This is a genomic window from Pantoea sp. GM_Pan_3 (assembly GCF_026541045.1).
Classification (GTDB): Bacteria; Pseudomonadota; Gammaproteobacteria; order Enterobacterales; family Enterobacteriaceae; genus Pantoea; species Pantoea anthophila.
In genome coordinates this window covers 117,637-143,373 of the sequence record NZ_JALNVA010000001.1, presented here as the reverse complement: position 1 = coordinate 143,373, position 25,737 = coordinate 117,637, and the positions used below count along the sequence as shown (strand labels likewise).

The 25,737-nt window shown below is 62.7% G+C and carries 5 protein-coding genes; all 5 read right to left on the bottom strand.

Annotated features, from left to right (window positions below; translation table 11 throughout):
- Positions 1–561: 561 nt before the first annotated feature.
- The 5 genes from OXR04_RS00545 to OXR04_RS00525 all read right to left on the bottom strand — a co-directional run bounded on the left by OXR04_RS00545 (position 562) and on the right by OXR04_RS00525 (position 25,512).
- Positions 562–1,731 (bottom strand): HlyD family efflux transporter periplasmic adaptor subunit, encoded by a 1,170-nt coding sequence (locus OXR04_RS00545; RefSeq protein ID WP_046102252.1) that lies wholly within the window; start codon positions 1,729–1,731, stop codon positions 562–564.
- A complete protein-coding gene (locus OXR04_RS00540) occupies positions 1,728–3,869 on the bottom strand; it encodes a type I secretion system permease/ATPase (protein WP_267371752.1) in 2,142 nt (713 codons plus the stop codon). The genes OXR04_RS00545 and OXR04_RS00540 overlap by 4 nt, the downstream gene beginning before the upstream one ends.
- 16 nt (positions 3,870–3,885) lie before the next feature.
- Entirely contained in the window at positions 3,886–5,241 is a 1,356-nt protein-coding gene (locus OXR04_RS00535; RefSeq protein WP_009089078.1) for a TolC family outer membrane protein, read from the bottom strand.
- Between the two features lie 303 nt (positions 5,242–5,544).
- A complete protein-coding gene (locus tag OXR04_RS00530; RefSeq protein ID WP_267371755.1) occupies positions 5,545–7,443 on the bottom strand; it encodes an Ig-like domain-containing protein in 1,899 nt (632 codons plus the stop codon).
- A 351-nt stretch (positions 7,444–7,794) separates the two neighbouring features.
- On the bottom strand, positions 7,795–25,512 hold the full coding sequence (locus OXR04_RS00525; RefSeq protein WP_267371756.1) for an Ig-like domain-containing protein: 17,718 nt from the start codon (positions 25,510–25,512) through the stop codon (positions 7,795–7,797).
- Positions 25,513–25,737 lie beyond the last annotated feature (225 nt).

The following is a 25,737-nucleotide window of genomic DNA, read 5'->3' as shown; positions in this document are numbered from 1 at the left end:
CTGCTAACTGAATGTTTAAAATTCAGCCGGCAGGCCATTGTTCTTTTATAACGGGTAATAATCCACCTGGAAAATGCTACTAAATTTCCAAAAGTGTTACACAAGTCGAAACAGTTATTTCATAATGTAAATTTCGGGGAACTAATAACCAGCACAGATCGATAAAAATTGCCGCACAAATCGCTAAACTCATTCAGATTCATTGATTATCAATGAGTTATTTCAGATCATTCCGAAGCACTGAATGATAAAACTTATGACGCATCTGAGAATAGAATAGTCCCCGCTATCATCATTTATTCCATTATTACCTTCATTCTCCCCGAATGAGATGTACAACTTATTATTTCCCGCCGGACAATTTGTCCGGCTTTTTTTTGCCTGCGATTTACCGTTTCGCTATATCTGCGTAAACTTTCTTAAGGGGGTTAAATTAACATCTGGCGGTTACCGCACAGAGTGGTAAATTTCGCCCCCTTTTCCCGCCTGAATGCTGAAATAAACGCCATGTTAATTTATCACCGTAATTAAGCAGGCGGTTAGAGTGGCTTCAGAAAAGTCTCAGCGCTCCCGCAGCGATTCTTTGACTTTATTCAGGGGCTTAATCAGATAATCCATCACCGATTTCTGACCGGTTTTGATCTCCACGTTGGCCACCATACCGGGCACAATCGGGAATTTTCGCCCGGCCCGGTTGGTCAGCTCCGCTTTCCGGGTGCGCACATAGACCCGGTAGTAATATTGATCGCGTTTTACCTCATCCTGCAGGGTGTCCGGTGAGACCGTCTCGACTTCACCCGGCAGGTCGCCATAGATAGAGGAGTCGTAGGCCGTCACCTTGACGATGGCTGCCAGGCCAGGCCGGATCCAGGCGATATCGCGCGGGTTAATGCGCGTTTCAATCAGCAGCTGATCCTCCAGCGGAACGATCTCCATCAGTTTGCCACCCGGCTCCAGCACGCCCCCCACCGTCGTAACCTGAATATCTTTGACGATGCCGCGCACCGGCGAGTAGAGCGTGGCGCGGGTCAGCTGATCCTCTTTGCCAGCGGCCACCTGCAGTTGCGCATCCAGTTCCGCATTGTTTTTCACCTGCTCTTCGTGCGCACGAACCAGATAGTCATTGCGCGCCTCATCGATTTTGCCGCGCAGATCGCTGACCTGACGGCGCAGACGAATCACCTCCACCTGCCCGGCCGCGCCTTTGGCCACCAGCGGCTCCGTCAGCCGCAGCTCATCCTGCACCAGCCGCAGCGACTGCTGCAGATTGCTGATCGTTTCGGTGAGGTTGCGACGTCGCGACTCATAGAGCTGACGTTCCCGCGTCACCAGCTGCGGCTCTTTAAGGGTCTCTGCGCTGAAGGTCAGCGGCGTGCCGGAGAGCTCCGCCTCCAGCCGCTCGGCAGAGGCGCGCAGCGTGCGCACCTTCGCCTGCGCCTCGCCGAAGTTCGACTGAAAGCGCGTAGGATCGAGCGTTGCCAGCACCTGCCCTTTCTCAACGATGTCACCCTCATGAACGTTAAGCTGCTTGACGATGCCCCCATCCAGACTGTCGATCACCTGTGCGCGGCTGGAGGGGGTGACTTTGCCGGTGCCGACCGTGACCTCATCCAGAATGGCGAAGTGCGCCCAGATGAGAAAAAGGGCCAGCGCGGCGGTGCAGAGCCAGATAATCGCCGATGTGCGGCGCTCATGGCGGGCAAGATCTTTATCAACAATCACCAGACTCATGCGGCACCTCCTTTACCGGGCGCCGTTGGCGTCGCGCGGCGCAGAATGTCGTCGCGCGGGCCATCGGCCACAATCCGGCCGTTATCCATGACGACAATACGATCGACCATTTTCAGCAGCGCCGGACGGTGAGTCACCAGCACCAGCGTTCGCCCGCTGATCCAGCCCTGCAGCTGCCGGATCACCTGCTCCTCCAGCTGTTCATCCATCGCCGCGGTGGGCTCATCCAGCAACACCACCTGCGGCTGACGCAGGATCATCCGGCTCAGCATCACCATTTGTCTCTGTCCGCCCGACAGTCCACGTCCCCCCTCATTGATAATGCGATCCAGGCTGGCGGCATCCTGCTGCACCAGCGACAGCGCGCCGCTGATGCGCAGCGCCTGCAGCATCTCCTGCTCACTGGCGTGGGGATTGCCCAGCATCAGGTTCTGCCGCAGCGTGCCAAAGAAGAGGCGGGAGTCGTGTGACAGCCAGCCGAGCTGACGGCGCAGGTCGACGGGATCGATGCGTTCGATGTCGACGCCATCCACAATCACCTTGCCCTGGGTCGCCAGTGCCTGACCCGCCAGGATCTTCAGCAGCGTCGACTTTCCGGCCCCCACCTTGCCGAGGATCGCCACCTTCTCGCCCGGCTTGATCTGCAGCTGCTGCACGCTGAGCACCGTTTTTTCATTCTCTTCGTCATAGCTGTAGTGCACGTTGCGCAGATCGTAATGGCCGGTCAGCGTCGGACAGTGCGCCAGCGTGCTGGCTTCCGGTTGATCCAGCGGCTTCTTCAGCAGCTCATCCAGCCCTTTCATCGCCATTTTGGCGTGCTGCCAGCGTGAGAAGACCATCGTCAGCTGCATCAGCGGGGCGATGGTCCGTGAGGAGAGCAGACTACAGGCGACCAGGGTCCCGGTGGTGATTTGCGAATCGAGCACCAGGTAGACGCCAAAGACCAGCATGCCCGCGTAGGTGAGCTGCTGCACGGTCGCCGCCCAGCCGGTCAGACGCGCACCCCAGAGGCGCTGCTGATTGCTGATTGAAGCGCTGACTTCATGCGTCTGTTCCCACTGGCGCTGAAAATAGGGCTCGGCCTGCAGAGCCTTGATATCCTCAATGCCTTCGATGGTCTCCACCAGCACCGCATTGCGCAGCGCCCCCTCACGCAGCCCCTCTTTCGCCAGCCGCGCCATCGGGATCTGCACCAGCAGACCGGGGATCACGATCAGCGGAATGGCCGCCAGCGGAATCAGAACCAGCCAGCCGCCGACAAACGACATGATAAACAGGAAGAGAATAACAAAGGGGAGATCGGCAGCCGCCCCCACGGTGGTGGAGGTCAGCAGCTCGCGCACCTGGTCAATCTCACGCAGCTGCGAGATAAACGAGCCGGTCGATTTTGGCCGCGCCTCATTGCGGATGCTCATCGCGCGGGCAAACAGCATGGCGGAGACTTTCAGGTCGATCCGTTTGCCCATCAGGTCCGACACCTGGGTGCGCATCAGCCGGATCAGATACTCGATAGCCGCCGCAATCAGCACGCCGACAAACAGCACCCAGAGCGTCGACTGCGACTGCGCCGGGATCACCCGATCGTAGACCTGCATCGAAAAGAGGATGCCGGCCAGCGCCAGGACATTGCTGACCACCGAGGCCAGCGAAATCTCCGTGATGCGGCGTCCCATGCCACGAAAATTTTTCCAGAACCAGTGCGGCTCATAGGGCTGGATAAACTCATCAATGCGCGCATCCCGGCCCCGCACCGCGACGCCCGTGACCCCCACATCCCCCTGGGCGCGCGCCAGCAGTTCAGATAACGGACTTTCCCGCACCACGTCGCCGCCTTCACTCAGCCAGTAGCGCGCGCTGCCCTCTTTATCGATGCTCTCCAGCACCGCCACGCTGGCATTTTCCAGCACCAGCACCACAGGGGTGATCTCCTGACGCCAGCGCAGTTTATTCTGGGGCACCATTGTCAGATGCAGTCCCAGCAGACCGGAAAGGCGCTCCAGCTGCTGGGACACCGGCAGATGTTCAAACCAGCGCATCTGCTGGCGCAGGGTTTTGCCATCGGCCGGTTTACCGAATCGCGCGGCCACGCGCAGCATGGCGGCAATCCAGTTTTCAGTGTTCAGGGTGGCTGTACTCATTATTATTGCCTTATCGCTATTGCAGCGAAGGAAGAAGATCGCCGCTGCTCTGCTGGCGATCGATACCCATGATATCCAGCAGATTGTCGACTGCGGCGGCGTAGCGAACGGTGGCATCCCAGCCATCATAAAGCGCGGTGATCCGCGAACTGTCGGCCTGGAACACATCCTGCTCCACACTCAGGAGATCGTTCAGGCTGCGCTTGCTGAGGCGATATTCGTCGGCGTAGACGGCGCGGGTATGATCGGCACTGGCCAGCTGTACTTCTCCGGCAGCCTGCCGCTGCTGCGCGCCGATCATATCCGCATAGGCCGTTGAGGCGTTCTGATTGATGGCGAGTTTGGCCTGCTGCACGGCCGCCTGCGCCGCCTCACGATCGCCCTCGGCTGAGGCCGTTTTCGCATTCACCATGCCCCCCTGGTAGAGGGGCGCTTCCACCTGAAGCTGCACTTCATCATCCCAGTACGACTGGCGATCGTTTTCATAACGGGTCCGGCCCGCCTGCACTTTGATCGTCGGCCAGTGACCCGACTGCGCCTGACGCACCCGTTCACGGGCTGCTTCCTGTTTAGACTGGGCGCTGCGAACCGCAGCGCTGCTTTCATAGGCGATTTTGTCGAGGGTGATCTGCTGTTTCAGCAGCGCCTGCGGCAGCTCCGGCAGCGTGGCGGGCACCACGCCGGTCAGCACGGTCAGCTGGGCCGTGGCAGAGCGCAGCTGGGCGCGATACTGCTCCAGCGTGGCCTGCATGGCGGCGATGCGGGTTTCCGCCTGCAGCACATCGGATCGGGAGTTGAGTCCGGCGTCGGCGCGCAGTCCGGCAATATCCCGCACCCGCTGCAGTGAGGCGATATTGGTGTGCGCCGTTTCAGCCAGCGCCTGATAGCGTTTGACTTCGAGGTAGGCCTGCAGCGTATCTTCCGCCACGGTGGTCATTGCGTCGAACAGGCCGTAACGATAGGCATCTGACAAAGCATGCTGTTCGTCGATGGCACTGCCGGTGCGACCAAAGTCGTAGAGCAGCTGACTGAGCGTGATGCCGCCGGAGCCATTATTGTTCAGGCTGCCTGCGGAGTCGGTCTGATGCGAACGCCCCGCCGCGCCCTGCAGCGAGATTTGCGGATACCAGGCACTGCGGGCGGCGTCGAGATCGCCCTCACCGACATGGATTTGTGCCGCGGCTTCCGAGATTTTTGGATTACGGGCGAAGGCCCGGAGGATAGCGTCGCGCAGCGTTAAGCTGGCAATCTGCTCTTCGCTGGGCGCAGCGCGCCAGTTAAACTCCGCCTTCGGTAACGGTGCGGCCCAGGCCGCCGGGAGTGCCACGCCACTCAGGGCGCATATCAGAAAAGTTAATCGTGCTTTGTTCATTATCCATACCAACAGGCGTTCTTATGATCATGGTTTTTTTCCTGGTGAACAAAGCAGACAGAAAAGGCGTTACGGCGCACTTAAAGGTTTTATTGCGTTATTTTATTTATGTTTTACAAGCCAGAGTCTGAATAACCCTTAACATTATTAGATCATATTCTGCACCGAGTCCTGTTAAAAACTGATGAAATCTTTCATCTTTCTGCCGATTGCATAAAAAAACGCCATCTTAACAGCCTGAGCCACTCCAGACAGACTGAACAGACCTGTCCGGAAGGCCCTGCCTTTTTTAATGTTTCCGCATCAGGCCAGGGGATGCGCTGCCGGATGCTGTAACAGGTGATCGGCCAGGGTGTAGGGCATGCCAGAGACGATCACCCCTTCGGACGCAGAGGACGCCTGCGCCTCCGGCGCGTGCTCCGCCGTCACGCTGAAACTGTCGAGCAGCCGATCCACCGTCTGCGCAGGCAAGGTGCCGGCGCTTTCCGTATGGGAGGCCACCCGCACGCTCTGACTGGCCGTGGCCAGATTTCCGGCGCTGTCCTGGCCGCTGACCGTCATCGTGTAGTCACCCTCCTCCAGCGGAGCCAGCTGTCCGGCCAGAATGGTCAGCGCCCAGCCGCCATCGGCCTTCACACTGGCGCTGTAGTGCTGGTCAGCGAGCGTCAGCTGCACCAGGCTGCCCGGCTGCAGATGGCTGGAACTGCCCTGAATCAGATGCCAGCTGTTCACATCGGCGGCATCAATGACGTTATCGCCAAAGGCGGTCTCCAGCGTCAGCGTCGGCCGCTGATGCACAGCGACGGTAAAGAGCGCATCCTGGGTCTGGCTGTCGCTGTTGCCATACTGATCCCAGCGATGAAACGTGGCGGCAACCGGGCCATCCGCCAGCGCCATCAGCTCGGCGGAAGTCAGCGTCACCATTCCCCCGCTATCGGGCTGGTAAGTTATGCCGTTGATCTCAACGGTGTTGCATCCCTCAACGTAGAAGCTCAGATCGTGCTGCGCCTCCTGATAGTTAAGCGTCATGTCACCGCCGATATTCATCTCGGTGTAAACCGGAATAAACCCGGTGTGGATATTCAGTACATGCGTGACGTCGGTGTAGTTGCTGGCCCCGTCGATCGACCAGGCGCGGATCTCACCCACGTTGATGAAAGCGTTCACCTCTGCAGCCGGGATCACCACCTGCCAGTGCCCGCTTTCGTCCAGTGTGGCAGCGTAATCTTTCTGATTCGCACCGGTGATCACCAGCCGATGACCCGGCATAACCGTTGAGAGAGTCCCGCTGAGCAGCAGGTCCTGCTGGGTTTCCGCCAGATTGATCACATCATCCGGCGTCACGTTGTCGAACGTAATGAGTGGCAGGCTGCTCAGGTGCGTGATCAGCGTCAGATCGTGATAGTCGGTTGCGGTTTTCCCGTTGGGATCGGTCGCGGTCACTTTCAGGCTGTAGACGCCATCCTGCAGCGCCTGCATATCGCTTTCAGAAAATGTGCCAGACCACCTGCCATCCCTTCCCATGGTCGCGGTGGTCGTTTGCGTGCCCAGGGTTAATTTGAGCACGGACCCCACCGGCAGGTGGGTTGCGCTGCCGCTGATCTCAACGCCGTAGATGCTTTCAGCGATATTCACCGCATTGTCACCGCTGATCGTGTCGATGGTCAGGGTCGGACTGAGGGTGCGGTCAGCATAGAGACCAAACCCCACCTCAGTCGTGGTGCTGTGGCCTGCTTTATTGGTCAGGGTCAGCGTCAGCGTGTGATTGCCATCCGGCACCCCTTTCAGCGCCTCCACCGGCATGGAGGCGTTCCAGTAGCCCCACTTGTTGACGGTGCTGTACCAGCTCTGGTCGTTGAAGGTGAGTGTGACGGTCGAACCCGCTTCGCCTTCAGCCCGGCCGCGCAGATGCACCCGCTTTTGCGCTTCCCAGCCAGCGATCACGCCATCGGCAGCGACAGGTTCGTAGGGCCGCAGGGCTGCGGGTGACGCACTCTCAGCCGCACTGACGGTGCGGGCGCTGTCAGCGGTCGCCAGGGTATGGGAGGTTTCAGCGGGCAGCGGGTTTATGGGCAGGTTCAGGCGCGGCGTCGCCACGGGCGGCACAGCGGGCACGGCGCTGTCGGCGACGGCAAAGTCGCTGACTGCCGCCTGGAAAATGGCGTCGAGCCGGGTGGTACGAAACGTATCGCGTGTTGACATCGGTCACCTCAGTTCATAACAGATCAGAAACGCAGAGCAAAACCGTCGGATAACCCGAGAGTTGACTCTGACAACGTGGTAGTGAGTCAGCCGAAGCTGCCCGTTTCCGCTGGTCTGAACCGGTTACCCGCAGGTAACAGGGCGTGATGAACAGGACGCGAATAACGCGTCAAAGTAAGATCAGAAGCGTGATTGACGGCGTGTCGCCGTTTGCTGCGCCTACCCTAAGCTTTCATTCTGCTAATGAATAGTGGCGAAATTCTGGAAAGTGAAATTATCACGGGACTGTAACAAAAAAAGCGGGTGCTTTCGCACCCGCGCCTCATAACCGCCGGACAGACAACGTCGTGGCTATATCACATGGACCTGCAGGTTCTGCTGTACCAGCACATCCCCCAGGGTGTTATCACTGGTCAGCGCCGAGTTGTGGTAGATCTCAAAGACTCTGCCATCCACCGTCCGTTCGCCGGTCACTTCCCAGATACCGCCATTGCTGTTAGCCAGAGTCACCTGACTGCCGTCCGCGCCTTTGATCAGCAAATCGTCACTCTGTTTATCCGTCAGATTGAGTGCCTCATTGAGATCGAGTTTCACCGAGTTGGTGCCGGTTTTACCCAAATCGAGCACTTCAATGTGTTCGACTTTCAGGCCCAGCGCGGTGAGATCCAGAGTGAGGTTCTCACCGTTCAGCACCAGGGTATCGGTGCCTGCGCCGCCATCAATATGGGTAAAGCTGAGGTCACTGACCGTCACGGTATCCGCGCCGCTGCTGCCGGTAACCGAGGCCCCCTGCGCCGTGCTGCCATCCGCCAGCGTAATGACTACCCCGCCAATGGTGTAACCCGCCTCTTCGGCCGGGGCTGCAGCCACCGCTGTGTCACTGACCACGGCGCTCTGGCTGCTGCTGACCGGCGTCGCAACATCCGCGTCGGTCACCAGCGTAGAGGCCACGGCCACATGGGCGCTGCCGTCATCGCTGCTGCTGCTGTTGTGCTGCGTCTCCGTGCTGGCCACCGTGGCGCTGTCATCCACCACCGAGAACAGGGCCACGGACTCGGTAGCGGCCAGGGTGACCGGCAGGACAGAACCCAGCAGCAGGGTGTTGGTGGTGGTATAGCTGTTACCCGCCACGTCGGTGATCGACACTTTTGCCAGCGTGTTGAGCGACAGCAGCAGGCCACCCACCGACAGCAGTGACGGTGAGAAGTTGACGGCATAACGCCCCAGCGCGTCGGTGGTGGTATTCAGCGTTGGGCCGTTGCTGCCGTTGGCGAGCAGCAGCGTCACGCTGACTCTTGATCCCTGCGCCGCATTGAGCGATCCGCCCTGCACCACCAGACCGGTGAGCAGCGAACCGACGAGGCTGAGCACCGGATCGACCCCCACGACCGGCTGATTATGCGACAGCGCGGTAAAGCTGCTGGTGCTGGTGGCGGTGTTACCGCCAATATCCGTCACCGTCACCGTCAGAGGACGGCTGCCATCGGGGATGCTTTTCAGCGTCGCTGACGGCACGCTGACGCTCCATGCGCCATTGGCACCAATGGTGGTCGTGAGAATGTTACCCGCCACGTTTACCGTCACCGTGCCGCCCGCCGCATTAGTGCTGGTGCCTCTGATGGTTTCCGCCGCACTGGCTTCCGCGATATTGAGGTAGCCATCGCCGCCAAAGAAGCTGCTTACGCTGACCGTTGGCGTGGTGTGGCTGACGACACCCAGCGACGCGGAGATGGTGCCGCTGCTGCCCGCGCCGTTGGTGACGCTGGCCGTCACGGTCTGCAGACCATCCGCGATGGCGGCGAGGCTGGCCGCCGGAACCGACAGGCTCCAGTTACCGTTGCTGCTCACCGTGGTGCTGTAGGTCTGGCCGCCCAGCGTGACCCGTACTACCGATCCCTCGGCGTTACTCGCGGTGCCGCTGATGGTCTGTGCCGTTTTCACATCTGCCGCGCTGAGCGCGCCGTCGCCAAACAGCGAGGTAATCGCCACCACCGGCGTCGACTGGCTGATGACGTTCAGCGAGCCGCTGGCATTCGCCACGTTGCCGTAGGCATCCGTACCGGTCACCGTCACGGTTTTGCTGCCGTCCGTCAGCGCAGCCAGATCCGCTTTCGGCACGCTGATGCTCCAGTTACCGCCGCTGGCCACCTTGGTGGTGTAGGTAATGCCATTCAGCGTGGCGCTGACGGTTGACCCGGCAGCGAGGCTGGAACTGCCGCTCAGCGTCTGGTTTGAGGCCAGATCGGCCGCGCTCAGCACACCATCGCCGAATACCGTGTTAACCGAGAGGGTCGGCTGAACCAGTCCCAGCGAAACGCCTGCACTGGTGCTGCTGACGTTGCCGACCGGATCGGTGACCGAGGCGCTGACGGTGAAGTTACCGTTCAGCAGCGTCGAGAGCACGGCGGGAGAGACGGTGGTTGAGAAGGTGCCGTCGGCGTTGACCAGCGCGGTCGCGGTGGTGTTGCCTATCGCCAGCCTGACGCTGCTGCCCGCGGCCACGCCGGAGACGGTGCCGCTGATGGTCTGCGTGACCAGCGACTCGGCCAGGTTAAGCACCCCGTCACCAAACAGCGGATTGAGTGTCACTTTCGGCACGTTGTGAATGCCGACCAGTGCCCCCGCCGTGGCGCTGCTGGTGTTACCGGCGCTGTCGGTGACGCTCACGCCCACCGTGAGATTGCCGTCCGCAATGCCCTGCAGCAGCGTCGGCGTCAGCGAGACGTTAAAATTACCGTTCGCATCGGTCGCCGTCACAAACTGCTGGGCGCCTACGGAGACCACCACGCGCGAGCCCGCTTCCGCGCCGCCCACCACGCCGCCGATCACCTGGGTGACCAGCGCATCCGCCACGTTCAGCAGACCGTCACCAAACAGTGGATTGACGGTGATGGTCGGCAGCAGCGTGTCGACGCGGATGCCGGCGCTGGTGCTGGCGGTGTTACCCGCCGCATCGGTCACCGATGCCCCTACCGTCAGATTCCCCTGCGCCAGGGTGCCCAGGATATCCGGTGTGACCGTGGCGCTGAAGGCTCCGCCCGCGCCGACGGTAGCCGTCAGCTGGCTGTTCCCCACCGAGAGTGTGACGACACTGCCTTGGGCGACGTTATTAACCACCCCGCTGATCACCTGCCCGGTCGCGATATCCGCCAGATTAAGCACCCCATCCCCGAACAGCGAAGTCAGCGAGATGGATGGCGTCTGGGTGAAGATGCCGACAGTTGTACTGCCGGAGGCGACGTTACCCGCCACATCCCGGACGCTGACGCCCAGCGTCAGGTTGCCATCCAGCAGCGAGGTGAGATCGCTGGCCGGCAGGTTAACGCTCCAGGCACCGCCCGCCTGCACCGTAGTGCTGTAACTTCTGCTGCCCAGGGTCACGGTGACCTGTGAACCCACCGCCGCATTGTCGATGACGCCACCCACCACCTGTCCGGCAGCGGCTTCCGCGATGTTCAGCAGGTTATCGCCGCCAAACAGCCCGGTGAGCGCGCCGACGACCGGCACCGCATCAACAATCGCGGTGACGGTTTCACCCACGGTACGGGTGTTGCCTGCCGCATCCGTCAGCGTGACGTCAACGGCCAGCTGACCATCGCTTAACAGACCCAGCACCGACGGCGGCACCACGATAGCCCATTTACCATCCTGCCCCACGGCGGCCGAGAGTGTCGTACCGCCCAGCACCACGGAGACCGTCGCACCGACGCCCGCCGAGGTCGCCACCCCGGAGATGGTCTGCGCCACCGTGGTATCCAGCGCGCTGAGTGTGCCGTCGCCGAAGACCGAATCGACGACCAGCGTCAGCGCACTGTTGACCACTTTGTTAACCGTCAGCGTGGCATCCGTCTGGTTCCCGGCGGTGTCACTGACCCGCACGCCAAAGACCAGCGCACCCTCAGCGAGGTTCGTCAGCACCTCCGGCGTCAGATCGATACTCCAGCGGCCGTCGGCTCCGACAATGGCGGTGGCAATCGGCGCGGCATCGCCCAGGTAGAGGCCGATGGTCTGGCCTTCTGCGCCCTGCGCACTGCCGGTGAGCACCTGCGTAGTCACCAGGTCCGTGGCATTAAGGACGTTATCGCCCGCCAGGGCATCCACCTGCAACACGGGCGCCCCGGTATCCACCGTGACCGTCTGTGTCGCCGTGGTCACGTTGCCCGCCACATCCGCCAGCTGCGCGGTGATCTGCAGTGAACTGCCACTGGTGAGCGCCTGCATATCGCTGGCGGGCACCGTGGCCGACCAGCTGCCATCCCCCTGTACCACCGCGTTGTAGGTTTTGTTGTTAAAGGTCACCAGCACGGTGCGGCCGGCTTCGCTGACATCGGCGCTGCCGCTGATAGTCTGACTGGTGGCACTTTCACTGCCGTTGACCTGATTGTCGCCTGCAAAGTTATCCAGGTTCAGCGTCGGTGGCGTCAGGTCAATGGCGATGTTATTGCTGACGCTGACGGTATCCGTGCCGTTCGTCGCATTTACCGTGACGGTCGCGCTGCCATCTGTTTCGCCAAACGCGCTGACCGGCAGGGTCGCCGTTGACCAGTTGCCTGACGCATCCAGCGTGGTGGGGTAACTCGTGCCATTGATCAGCACCGTCACCGTGCCCCCGGTGCCGAGATTGGCCGATGTGCCACTCACCACCACGCCCCCCGCGACATCCTGGGTGCTGATGATGTTATCGCCCGACACGGTGCCCAAGGTCACCCGCGGGCCTGGCGGTGGGGTCAGATCGACCGTCAGCGGAACGGAGCCGGTGGCGAGGTTGCCTGCCAGATCGGTCACCGCCAAGGCCAGCGTGGTGGAAGGCCCGAAGGTGGCCATCTGCTCTGGCGTCAGCGTCAGACTCCAGTTGCCGTTGGCCGCCACTATCGCCGTGCCAAGCGGGGTATCATTCAGCGAGACGGTGACCACTGCGCCCGTCCCTGCTCCCGTTGCGGTGCCGCTGAGCGTCTGCGGCTGAATGCTCTCCGCGTAGTTCAGTACGTTGTCGCCGGTGAACGCCGAGGCAGTGAGCACGGGTGGGGTTTTGTCCAGCACAAAGGCGCTGTTAAGCGTCGTGCTGTTACCCGCCGCGTCCGTGGCCGTGATGATGACCGGATAGGTGCCATCCGTCAGCGCGGAAAGCTGCGCCGTCGTCAGCGGCACCGACCAGTTGCCGCTCTCATCCGCAGTCGCGGTATAGACTGTGCCTGCCAGCGTGAGCTGCACCGTCTCATTGACACCCGCGGTGCCGCCGAGGGTAATGCCGCCTGCCACATCAGCCGCATTAACATAGCCCCCGAAGTAGTCCGGATTGAGCACAGGCTGAGGTGCGCTGAGATCGGCGGTGAACGGCAGCTGCGCCGAGGCGCTGTTGCCCGCCGCATCCACCACGTTCACCGTCAGCGTCTGCGCGCCATCATCCAGGGCACTCAGCGCGTTAGCAGGGATCGTGACGCGCCAGTTCCCGTTACTGTCAACGACACCCGAATAACGGCTGCCATTGAAATCAACGGTAATGCTGGCCGCCTGGTTTGCCCCGACGCTGCCGGTGGTGCCGGTCAGGGTCACGCCAGCCGCCGCTTCACTGATGTTAAGCAGGCCGTCGCCGCCAAAGGCATCCGGGCTGAAGGTCGGCACCGGCACCGCGACTTCCGTTACCACACTCAGCGCCGTCGTGTCGCTGTTACCGGCGACATCGGTGGCGGTCACGGTGACGGTGTGCGCCCCGCTGGTGAAGGTGCTTAACTGCGCAGGCGACAGCGCCAGAGACCAGCTGCCATCGTCCTGCACCGTGGCCGTCAGCGGCGCATCGCCGTTAAAGCCTGAAATCAGTACCGAGACCGTCTGCCCGGCACCGGTAATGCCGGTGGTGCCACTGAGCGTCTGTTCACTGAGCGCTTCTTCAGCATTCAGCGCACCATCCCCGAATGGCAGGTTCAGCGTGACGTCCGGCAGCGCGTTAATGGCGACCAGCAGGCTGCCGCTGGTGCTGGCAATGTTGCCGTCCTCATCGGTGACGGTCACCGTCACCGGCCAGCTGCCATCCGGCAGGGACTGCAACAGCGCCGGTGACAGCGCCAGCGACCAGCGCGTCCCATCCTCGCTGAGCTGGGCGGCGTAGACGGAGCCATTCACATTTACCGTCACCGACGCCGCGTTATCAATGCTGACCGCGCCGCTCAGAGAACCCCCTGCGGCCGCCTCATCCGCATTGAGCCTTCCATCGGTAAAGGGCGTGTCCAGCGTGGGCGCCGCAATCGGCGTAATCGCCGAAACAAATGTCTGGGTCGTGACGCTGGTATTGCCTGCCCGATCGGTGGTGGTGAGGGTGAGCGTCTGTTCCCCCGCCCCCAGGCTGGCGATCACCTCTGGCGTCAGGCTGGCCGTCCAGTTGCCACTGGCATCCACCGTCACGGACAGCGGGATGTTCTGATCGCCCACCGTCACGCTCAGGGTCTGGCCCGGGAGAGGGTCAGATGTCCCGGTGACAAGCTGAACGACACCCGCTTCACTGATGTTAATGATGTTGTCGCCGAACAACGTGCTGTCAAAGGTGGCGTTATCCGGCGCAGCCTGCAGGATCTCAACCCCGGCGGTCACCTGGGCCGGATTGCCTGCCGCATCGGTGGCACTCACCACCACGTCGGTCACGCCATCGTCCAGCCCTGACAGCGCACCCGCGGCCAGATTCAGCGTCCAGTTGCCGCTGGCATTGGTCGTGGTGCTGAAATCCAGCCCGCCAATGGTGATGCTAATCAGGCTGCCCTCCGGCAGATTGGTGCTGTCGCCGCTCAGCGTGAGCGCGCCCGCAGCGTCAGCAGCACTGACCAGCGCATCGCCAAACGGCGTATCCAGCGTCAGCGCAGGCAGCGTATTAAACGCCACGTCCAGCGAGGTGGTGGTATCCGTGGTGGTATTGCCCGCCGCGTCGGTGACGGAAACCGCGATCGCGTTAGCACCATCTGCAAGCTGCTGCAGATCGGCTGACGGGATGGTGACGGACCAGTTACCGTCGGCATCGGCCGTGGTGGTGTAGCTGACATTATTCAGCGTCACCGTCACCGGCAGGGCCCCCGTGGTGGAACCGCTGACGCTGATATCCTCCAGCGACTCTGCAAAGTTCAGGGTGTCACCCGAACTGACGGTGATCGCCGTCAGTGCTGGCGGTGTGGTGCTGAACGTCACCGTCTGGCTGGCGGTGGCCGGATTCCCGGCAATGTCGCTGGCGGTCACGGTAAGGGTCTCCGTGCTGCCCGCCGTCACGCCGGCAAAGGCGGTGGAGGGAAGAATCACCGTCCAGTTGCCGTCAGCGTCCAGCGTCGTCTCATAGTCCGTGCCGTTAAACGATACGGTCACCGGGGTGCCCGCGGCCAGCTGGGTGCTGCTACCGCTGACCACCACATCCGAGGCGGCCTCGCTGGCATTGATCACATCATCCCCTGCCACCACGTCCAGAGTCAGCGTCGGCTGCGCCTGGGCGCTGGCCAGCACCACCAGTGAGGCGCTGCTGCTGGCCGGGTTGCCGGAGGCATCCGCAGAGACCACCACCAGCAGCTGATCGCCATCCGGCAGCGCGCCCAGATCGGCGGCCGGCACGGTTACCGTCCAGCTGCCATCCTGTGTCACCGTGCCGCTGTACTGAACGTTATTCAGCGTCACTGTGACCTGCTGGCCCTCGGCCAGATTGGTGCTGCTGCCGCTGATGCTCAGATCCTGCAGCGACTCAGCCTGATTCAGGAAATTGTCGCCGCTGATCGGCCCGATCGTCAGGGTCGGCAGGCCGGCACTGTCTGCATCACGCGTCAGGGTGGCGGTCGCGCTGCTGCTGTTGCCTGCCGCGTCCGTCAGCGTCACGCTGACCGGGTAGCCGCCATCGGTCAGCCCCTGCATCACACTGGCCGGCAGCGTCACCTGCCAGCTGCCATCAGAGAGCACCAGGGTGGTGTAATTACTGTTCTGGAAAGTGACGGTGACCGTCTGTCCGGCATCCTCCGCTGACGCGCTGCCGCTGATGGTGACGGCTTCCAGCACTTCCAGAGCGTTAACAATATTATCGCCACTGATCGGATCCAGGCTCAGCGCAGGCGGCGTCCGATCCACCGTGACCGCACTGGTCAGCGAACCGCTGTTTCCGGCCCCATCGCTGGCATTCACCACCAGGGTATTCACCCCTTCGTCCAGCGTCTGCACCGCCCCCGGCGTCAGGGTCAGCGTCCAGTTGCCCTGTGCATCCACCGTGGCGGGATACTCTTCGCCACCCAGGGAGACGGTGACCGTCTGCCCCTCACTGGTGACGCCGGTGCTGCCACTCAGGGTCTGACTGACGCCGGTCTCACTCTGGTTCAGATAACCGTTGCCGAACGGGGTATCAATCGTCACCGACAGCGCGCCGGTCGCCAGCGTAATGTCACGGGTTTCCGTCACCGGATTACCCGCCGCATCACTGACCGTTACCGTCAGGGTATAGGCCCCGGCCGGGATACCGGCCAGCGCACCGGCTGGCAGCGTCAGGCTCCAGTCGCCATCCTGAGTCACGGTGGTGGTATAGCGCTGGTTGTTGAGGGTGATGGAGACCGTCTGTCCGGCTTCGGCACTGGTCGTCCCGCTGAGCACGATCGGTCCGGTGCTCTCTGCGATATTCACGATGTCATCATCCGCGACGGCCGCCAGCGTCAGCGTCGGTGGCGTCAGATCCACCGTGACGCTGCCCTGGGTGCTGCCTGTGTTACCGGCGGCATCCTGCACCGTGACGGTGTAGCTGAGGGTCTCTTCCGGCAGATCAGCCAGCGCCGTCGCGGGAACGGTCACCAGCCAGTTGCCATTGCCGTCGACGGTGCCGGTGTAGGTCACGCCATTCAGCAGCACGCTGACGCTCTGTCCGTCGCCCGTTACGCCGGTGGTGCCGCTCAGGCTCTGTGCCGCGGTAACGTCGCTGCTGTTAAGCGCACCATCACCAAACGCCGAGACGATGAGCGGTTCCGGCAGGCCGGTCGCCAGCACGCTGAGCGTGGCTTCGCTGCTGAGGGTTGCTCCGCCGCTGTCGGTCGCGGTAACCGTCAGCGTGTAAGGTCCATCGGCGAGCGCCGTTAGTGCCTCCGCCGGAACGATAACGCTCCAGCGCCCGCTGGCCGAAACCTGGGCGGTGTAAGCGGTGTCGTTGAACAGCAGCGTGACGGTACTGCCCGCCGGCACGTTTACCGCGGTGCCGGTGACAATCAGCGGCTGACTCAGCTCCTGCGCATTGAGGTAGTTATCTTCGCTGATGGCATCCAGCGCCAGACCAGACGCGTTGCTGTTGACGTCAAAAGCGAGGTTGCTGGTGGTGGTGTTACCCGCCACGTCGCTGACCGCCACGGTAAATGTGGCTCTGCCATCGGCAAGCGCAGCCAGCGCGCCGGCTGGCACAATCAGACTCCAGGCCCCGCTGGCCTGGACGGCGGCGCTGTAGACCGTTCCGTCAAGCGTGACGGTCACCAGCTGGCCCGCCTCGACATTGGTTGTCGTGCCGCTCAGCCGCTGGTCGGTGAGGCGTTCCGCGCCATCGACCACATTGTTGCCAGCAAAGGCATCCAGGGTCAGCGTCGGCAGCGTGCCCGCCTCCACTTTCAGCGCCAGATCGCGGCTGGTGGTGGTGACGTTGCCGGCCGCATCGCTGGCGGTAACCGTCAGTGGATAGCTGCCGTTAACCAGCCCGCTGTAGACGGTGGCGGGCAGCGTCAGCGACCAGTTGCCGCTGGCGTCAGCGGTGGTGCTCAGGCTGGTGCCGTTGAAGCTGGCCACAATCAGTGCATTGGCTTCGCTGCTGCCGTTCAGCGTCAGCGGCTGCTGACTTTCAGCGGCGTTGATTATGCCGTCGGACGGCGTGACAACGGTCAGCACCGGCGGCAGCGTATCGACCCGCAGCGTGCCTGTCGCCTGGCTGCTGTTGCCCGCCACATCACTGACCACCACGTTGTAAGCCGTGTCGCCCTGCGGCAGCGCAGCGAGTGCGCCAGCCGGAACCGTGACCTGCCAGTTGCCCGCAGCATCGACCGTGCCGCTGTAGCTGACGCCATCCAGCGTAATGGTGACCGTCTGACCGTCACCCGTTACGCCGGTGTTACCGGTGATAGCCCCTCCGGTTGCGGCTTCGCCGCTATTCACAATGCCATCATCAAAGGCCACGCCCGGCGTCGCGACCGGCAGCGCGCTGGCCACGACCGTCAGGGTGGTGTCAGTGGTCGCCAGCGGCTGGCCGTTTGCATCGCTGACGGTGGCGGTCAGGGTCTGCGGCCCATCCGCCACGCCGCTGAAGGTGCCTGCCGGTAATGCCAGGCTCCAGTTGCCATCGGCGTTAAGCGTGGTGGTGAACGGCGTCCCGTTGGCGTCAACGGTGACCAGGCTTCCGGCAGGAAGACCGCTGCTGCTGCCGCTGACGACGACGGGGCCGTTCAGCTCGCCTGCATTCAGATAGTTATCGTCGCTGACGGGTGCCAGCGCAATCGCAGGCAGTGTGTTGTCCACACTGAAGTTAAGCGGCGCGCTGGCGCTGTTACCGACGGCGTTGTTCACGCTGACAATCAGCGTCTGACTGCCCTCGCCCAGATCCGCCAGCGCGCCCGCGGGCAGAATGATGCTCCAGTTGCCACTCGCCTCAACCACCCCGCTGTAATCGGTGCCGTTCAGTGAAACCGTGACCTGCTGACCTGGCTCAACGTTGAGGCTGCTGCCGCGCAGGGTAATCGGCTGTAACTGCTCCGCGGCGGTGACGATACCGTCACCGGCAAAGGTGCTGCTGTCGACGCTCAGTTGCGGCTGCACCGCTGGCGAGGTGGCCACATTGAGATCCACCACCTGGCTGCTCTGATTTCCGCTGGCGTCCGTTTCGGTCACCGTGACGGGATTTGGGCCGGACGGCAGCGCTGCCAGATCGCCAGACGCGATCTCCAGCGTCCACTGACCGTTCACCCCGACGATGGTGCTGTAAGTCTGACCATTAAGCTGAACCGTCACGAGGTCGCCGTTCTGTCCGCTGCCGCTGACCACCAGCGGCTCTGCCAGTTCGCCGACGCTCAGCGCGTTATCCTCACTGATCGGCGCAACCACCAGCTGAGGCGGCGTCGTGTCGACGGTCAGCGAACTGTTCTGGCTGCTGCTGTTACCGGCTGCATCGGTCACCGTCACCGCAACCGGATAGCTGCTGCCGCTGGCCAGACCGGCCAGTGCCGCAGGCGGCACGGCCAGAGTCCAGAGACCGTCTGCGCCGACGGTGCCGGTGTAGGTCACGCCATTCAGGGTCAGGCTGACCTGGTCGCCCTCACTGCCTGCACCACTGAAACTGAACCCGGCCGCCTGTTCAGCAAGGTTCAGCACACCATCGCCCGCTGGCGGATTGATGCTGAAGTCCGGCACGCTGGTGTCGACGGTAACCGGCACCGGCGTGGTGGCGACGTTGCCGCCCACGGTGGTTACGGTGACGCTGAGATCGTAACGGCCATCGGCCAGCTGACTCAGATCGTCGGAGGGCAGCGTTGCACTCCAGCTGCCATCGGCGGCCACGACGGCGTTATAGGTTTCGCCGCCCAGCAGAAGGCTGACGCTGCTGCCCGGCGCAGCGGTACCGCTGACGATCAGGTCGGCGGCGGCTTCCGCCGCGTTAATGACGCCATCGGTGGCAATCGGGTTCACGGTCAGCGCCGGTGTGCCGGTATCCACCGTCAGCGGTTCACTGATGCTGGTGCTGTTACCCGCGCTATCGCTCACCGTTACGGTAATCGGGTTGCTGCCCTGAGCAAGGGCCTGCAGCGCTTCCGGCGGCAGCGTGACGCTCCAGGTGTTATCCGCCGCGACCGTTGCCGGATAGCTGACGCCGCCCAGAGTGACGCTGACGGCCTGGCCTTCCGTGACGGAACCGGTCAGGGTCTGCGGCGCGGTGACCTCGTTATTGCTGAGGATGCCGTCAGTGAAGGGGGTATCAATCTGCGGGGCTGCCAGCGGTGTGGTTGCCACCAGCAGCGTCTGGCTGCTCTGCACGTCGCCGGAAGTAACGGTCACCGTGGTGTCACCCTGCGACAGGTTCGCCAGATCGGCGGCGGGCACGGTAACCGTCCAGTTACCGTCCGGATCGATGGTAGTGCTGTAAACGGTCCCGCCCGGCACCAGCGTCACGCTGACCGGGCTGCCTTCAGGCAGGCTGGCGGAACTGCCGCTGAGGATCAGATCGCTCTGCGCTTCCAGCGCATTCAGCGCGTTATCTTCACTTATCGGTGCAATCGACAGCAGCGGCGTGTCGCTGGTGACCACGGTGATCAGCCCCTGCGCGGGCTGCGCCGGGTTGCCAGCCACATCGGTGATCGCCACGGTAAAGGGCTTGTCGCCCGCGCCTCCCAGCGATCCGGCAGGCAGCGTCACGCTCCAGCTTCCGTTTGCCTGTACCACGCCCTCATAAGACTGGTTGTTGATGGTTACCACGACCGGCTGGCCTGCCGGTACGCCGGTCACACTGCCGGTAATGAGTGTGTCAACGCGCTGTTCCGCGCTGTCGATCTGGTTGTCGCCGGTCACAGGGTCCAGGGTCAGCACCGGCGATGCGGCCGCCAGTACCGTCACGCTGGAGGCGACGCTGCTGCTGTTGCCATACGCGTCGCTGAGCACCACCTCCACCGGATAGCGGGCATCGCCCAGCTGGCTGACGACCGCCGCAGGCACCGTAACCTGCCACGCGCCGCTGGTATCCACGGTGGCAGTGTAGGTTTCGCCATTGAAACTCACCGAAACCGTGTCGCCCTGCACGCCTCCGCGCCCGTCAATCGTCAGATCCTGGCTATGTTCCGCGATATTAATGTAACCATCACTGCCCGGTGTGGAGACGGTCAGCTGCGGCGGCGTGGTCGCAAAGATCGGGGCACTGTTGATCAGCGTGGTATTCCCGTCACCATCCGTTGCCACCACTGCCAGCGGCTGTGTCCCGTCAGGAACAGCGGCCAGGTCGGATGCCGGAATGGTGACACTCCAGCGGCCCCCCTCCGCCACGACGGCGGTGTAGGTCTGGTTATTCAGCGTCACGCTGATCGTATCGCCCGCGTCGCCGCTTCCGCTGACGATCAGCGGCTGCTGTGCATCAATGACGTTGATGACGCCATCGTCGCTGATCGCATCCAGCGTCAGCGCAGGCACTGCGGTGGCAACCCGCAGTGACGTGTTCTCTACGCTGCTGTTGCCCGCCGGATCGGTCACGGTGACCGTCACCGGATAGGTCTGACTGGTCAGCGTGCCCAGATCGGCCACCGGCACCTGCGCACTCCAGTTGCCATTGTCGTCAACCAGCGCGCTGTAGGTTTTGTCGTTTAACTCAACCGTGACCTGATCGCCCGGGGTGCCGGTTCCGCTGATCAGCAGCGGCTGGGTCAGTTCATTACTGGTCAGCACACCGTCACCACCCGGCGCGTTAACTGACACGTCCGGCGACAGGGTGCTGACGGCCAGCGTCTGCGACTGGCTGACCGTATTGCCGCTGGCATCCGTCAGGGTGACCACCAGCGTATAACTGCTGCCCTCAGCCAGCGCCTGCAGATCCTCCGCGGGCAGATCCACCGTCCAGTTGCCCTGTGCATCTGCCGTGGCACTGTAGATCAGATTATTCAGCGTGACCGAAACGACATCGCCCGGCGCGGCACCCGAACCGCTGACCGGCACGCCCGCCGCCACTTCAGCGCCGTTAAGAATGCCATCTCCGCCTGCCACCGCCGCCACAATCAGATTCGGTGGCAGGGTATCGACGCTGAAGTCCAGCGTCTGGTCGACACGGTTACCCGCCTCATCAATCGCGGTCAGTGTCAGCGTGTTAGCGCCCTGCGGCAGTAAGGCGAGATCGGCGGCGGGCAGCGTCAGGTTCCAGCTGCCGTCCTCATTCACCGTGGTGCTGTAGGTTTTCCCGTTGAGTTCCAGGGTGACCTGCTGGCCCGGCACGGCTTTACCGGTGTTTCCGCCGATCGTCAGGTCGCTGCCCGCTTCCGCCTGATTCAGAATGCCATCACTGATCGCACTCTCATCCAGGGTGATTTGCGGCAGCGTGTTCACCACCACAGTGAGCTGTGCGGCGTCGGTCAGCAGCGCTCCGCTGGCATCGGTGGCCGTCGCGGAGATCAGTTTTGTCCCGTCGGTGATGCCGGTGAGATCGCTGGTCGGAACGGTGACGCTCCAGAAGCCGTTGCTGTTTACCACCGCGCTGTAGGTGTTGTCGTTGAAGGCCACCAGCACCGTCTGGCCGGGGTTAACGCCCACAGCCGAGCCGCTGATGATCAGATCGCTGGCGGCCTCCTGCTGGTTAAGGAAACCGTCGAGACTGAGTGGCTCAGCGATGGTGAGCACGCCCGGTTCGCCTGCGGCAGGGGCGACGTTGATATCCCGGCTGCCGCTGGCTGAAACGCCCGCCGCCGTGGTCACGCTGGCGACCAGGGTGGTGGTGCCCGCCGCCAGTGCGCTCAGCGCAGCGGACGGGATCGGCAGACTCCAGCTGCCATCCGCCTGAACGGTGGTGCTGTAGGTCTGCCCGTTCAGCGTGAGGGTGACCGCCTGGCCCGCCTCTACGTTGCTGGTGCTGCCTGACAGCGTCTGATCCAGCGCTTTTTCGCTGTTGTCGAGCAGGTCGTCGCCGGCAAAAACAGCGATCGTCAGCGTTGGTGCGCCCGGCTCCGGTGAGGCTTCCACCACAATGACCCGATCTTCACTGGCGACCACACCCGCCTGGGTGGTTACGCTGGCGCTGAAGGTCGCGTTGCCCGCCGCCAGGGCGGCCAGGGCGCTGGAAGGGATGGTCAGGCTCCAGCTGCCATCGGCCCCGACGGTGGCGCTGTAACTCTGGTCGCCCAGCGTCACCGTCACCACCTGACCCGCCTCGACATTGCTGGTGCTGCCGCTCAGCAGCTGGTCGCTGGCTTTCTCGTCGTTGCTCAGCACATCATCACCGGCGAACTGATTGAGTGTGATGACCGGCTGGCCCGGTTCGGTCACCGGGGCTTCAACGACGATGCCCAGCGTGTCGCTGACAGAGGTACCGGCTGCATTGCTGACCGTCACCACCAGTGAGGCCGGGCCTGCTGCCAGTGCGCCCAGCGCATCGGCCGGAATCGCAATATTCCAGCTGCCGTCAGCGCTGACCGTTCCGCTGTAACTCTGTCCACCCAGCGTAACCGTCACAATCTGGCCCGCCTCGACGTTGGTGGTGCTGCCGGAGATGGCCTGCGCCTCCAGCTTCTCCTCATTGCTTAACACGTTGTCTTCAGCAAAGGCATTCAGGGTCAGCGTCGGGTTGCCTGGTGCGGTGCCCGAGGACTCCACCAGGAAGTCACGCGTTTCGCTGACCGGGTTCCCCGCCTGATCCGTTACCGTGGCGCTCAGGGTGGCGCTGCCTGCCGCCAGCGCCGCCAGTGAACTGGCCGGCACCGTGAGGCTCCAGCTGCCATCCGCGCCGACCGTGGCGGTAAAGGTTTCCCCGTTCAGGGTGACGGTAACCTGCTGGCCCTCTGCGATATTGGTGGTGCTACCGGTCAGCAGCTGATCGCTGGCTTTTTCGCTGTTGCTGAGGATGTCATCCCCGGCAAAGGCGTCAAGGGTCAGCGTGGCGGCCCCCGGCTGCGTCGCCGGGGCGTCTACCGTGATCGGCTGCGTTGCGGTCACGCTGTCGCCCGCCGCATTGCTGACGGCAACCGTCAGCGTGGTCGTGCCTGCTGCCAGCGCGGAGAGCGCCGTGGCGGGCACCGTGACGCTCCAGCTGCCATCCGCCTGCACGGTGGTGCTGTAGGTCTGGCCGCCCAGTGTGACCGTGACCACCTGCCCGGCTTCGATATTGGTGGTGGTACCACTGACCGCCTGATCGACCGTCTTCTCGTCGTTGCTCAGCAGGTTATCGCCGGCAAAATCATTCAGGATCAGCCCCGGCACGCCAGGTTCAGTAGCGGGCGCTTCCACCGCAATATCGCGGGTTTCACTGCCGGTTGCCCCCGCGAGGTTGCTGACCGTAACGCTGATGGCATTGCTGCCCGCAGGCAGGCTGCTCAGGGCAGCGGCCGGGATAATCACACTCCAGTTTCCGCTGCCATCCACGGTGCCGAGGTAAGTCTGTCCCCCCAGGGTAACGGTTACCGTCTGCCCCGCTTCGACATTGGTGGTGCTGCCTGAGAGAGTCTGCGCCGTGCCTTTTTCGTCGTTGCTCAGGATGTCATCCCCGGCGAACTGATCGATAGTCAGGGTAACGTCGCCCGGCTGTGTCACCGGAGCCTCTACCGTAATCGGCAGGCTACTGGTCACGGTGTTACCGGCTGCATCGCTGACTGACACCGTCAGCGTGGTTTCACCAGCCGCCAGGGCGCTCAGGGCCGCCTGGGGCAGCGTGACACTCCAGTTGCCCTGCGCATCCACGCTGCCGCTGTAGGTCTGACCGCCCAGCGTGACGGTAACAATCTGTCCGGCTTCAATATTGCTGGTGCTGCCGGTCACGGTCTGATCGCTGGTTTTTTCTGCGTTAGTCAGCTGATTGTCGCCGGTAAAATCATCCAGCGTGAGGGCGGGCGCGCCCGGGACGGCGGGCGTATCGACGCTGATCGCGCGGTTTTCACTGGCCTCAACGCCCGCCTGGGTGGTGACTACTGCAGAGATCGTGACCGTTCCGGCGGCCAGGGCATTCAGCGCGGCGGGCGGCAGCGTAATGCTCCAGTTGCCCTGGGCATCGACCACAGCGCTGTAGGTCTGGTCACCCAGCGTCAGCGTGACAACCTGTCCCGCTTCCACATTGGTGGTGGAACCGCTCAGCGTCTGGGCGCTGTTTTTCTCCGGATTACTGAGAATGTCATCGCCGGCAAACTGATCGATGGTAATGACAGGCGTCCCCGGCTGAGTCAGAGGGGCTGCAACACTGACGCTCAGGCTGCCGCTGGCGGAGGCACCGGCCTGATTCGCGACCGTGGCCGTCACCGTGGTGGTGCCTGATGCCAGCGCTGCGAGCGCATCAGCAGGCACGGTCACGCTCCAGCTGCCATCACCGGCAACGGTGCCGCTGTAGGTCTGACCGCCGAGCGTGACGGTAACAATCTGTCCGGCTTCGACATTGCTGGTGCTGCCGGATAAGGTCTGCGGCGTGGTTTTTTCCGTGTTATCCAGCACGTTATCGCCAGCGAAAGGATTCAGGCTGATGGCGGGCGTCGCAGGGGTGCCCGGATCGGCAGCAGCCACGGTAATGGGCAGCGACCCGCTGGCGGCGGTGCCTGCTGCGTTTGTCACGCTGACCGCGATCGTGGCAGAGCCGGCGGCCAGGGCCGCCAGCGCGGCAGCAGGCACGGTCACGCTCCAGCTGCCGTCAGCGCCCACCGTCGTGTTGTAGGTCTGGCCGCCCAGGGTCACCGTGACAACCTGTCCCGCTTCGACATTGCTGGTGGAACCGCTCAGCAGCTGATCGGTGGTTTTTTCGGCATTATCCAGCACATTATCGCCGGCAAAGGTGTTGAGCGTGATGGCGGGGCTGCCTGGCGTACCTGGCGTGCCGGGGTCAGTGCCAGGGTCGGTACCGGGATCCGTGCCGGGATTCGTACCGGGATCGCTGCCGCCGTCATTTCCGCCGCCACCGCCTCCGCCGCCACCCCCCAGACCCACGGCCAGCCCGGCTAAGCCAAGTACGCCGAGACCGCCCGCGGTGATCACACCCATCGAGGCGTTGGTGTTATCGGCCAGCAGCAGCGGCTCGACGCTCTCCAGTGATTCGTAGGTTGGTGTGACGGAACCGGAGGCCAGTTCAGTGCCTTCTGCGGTCTGCGGGAACAGGGCATGTTCCGGTGGATTGACCCCATCATCGAACACCAGCTCACTGTGATTACCCTCGGCATCATCAACAAAAAATTTCTGATAGCGGACGGTGCTGCCGTCACGCATGTGCAGGACCAGGTCATTTCCCTGGCGCTCATATTGCGTGACCAGTTCGCGGGTGCCATTGATGCGCACGACGCTGGGCTCGGTGAGGTTAATGGATTGTGATGAACCGGGAGTGGCCTGCGAGATGAGCGTGCCGTTTTCGCGCGAGATGATGTCTACACGGCCTTGCGTGAGTTCTGCCATTTGTAACCTCTACTCCACCAGATTAGCTAATATACTGAATCCGTAAACATAAATTTATTTTACGTTTACGATATTCACACTTAGTTCCACCCACTGAAAAACAGCGGGCGCGTTAACCTGGTGTATGAAGTAAGGGCAAAGCCAAGCGGCGCCGCAGATCCTGGTCCGGGCAGAAAACAACGCTTTTATTGTTAGATTAAGTTGTACAGACGGACGCGAAACGCA

Coding starts and splice junctions, on each gene's coding strand:
- OXR04_RS00540 (WP_267371752.1), bottom strand. CDS start 3,869: ATGAGTACAGCCACCCTGAACACTGAAAACTGGATTGCCGCCATGCTG.
- OXR04_RS00530 (WP_267371755.1), bottom strand. CDS start 7,443: ATGTCAACACGCGATACGTTTCGTACCACCCGGCTCGACGCCATTTTC.
- OXR04_RS00545 (WP_046102252.1), bottom strand. CDS start 1,731: ATGAGTCTGGTGATTGTTGATAAAGATCTTGCCCGCCATGAGCGCCGC.
- OXR04_RS00525 (WP_267371756.1), bottom strand. CDS start 25,512: ATGGCAGAACTCACGCAAGGCCGTGTAGACATCATCTCGCGCGAAAAC.
- OXR04_RS00535 (WP_009089078.1), bottom strand. CDS start 5,241: ATGAACAAAGCACGATTAACTTTTCTGATATGCGCCCTGAGTGGCGTG.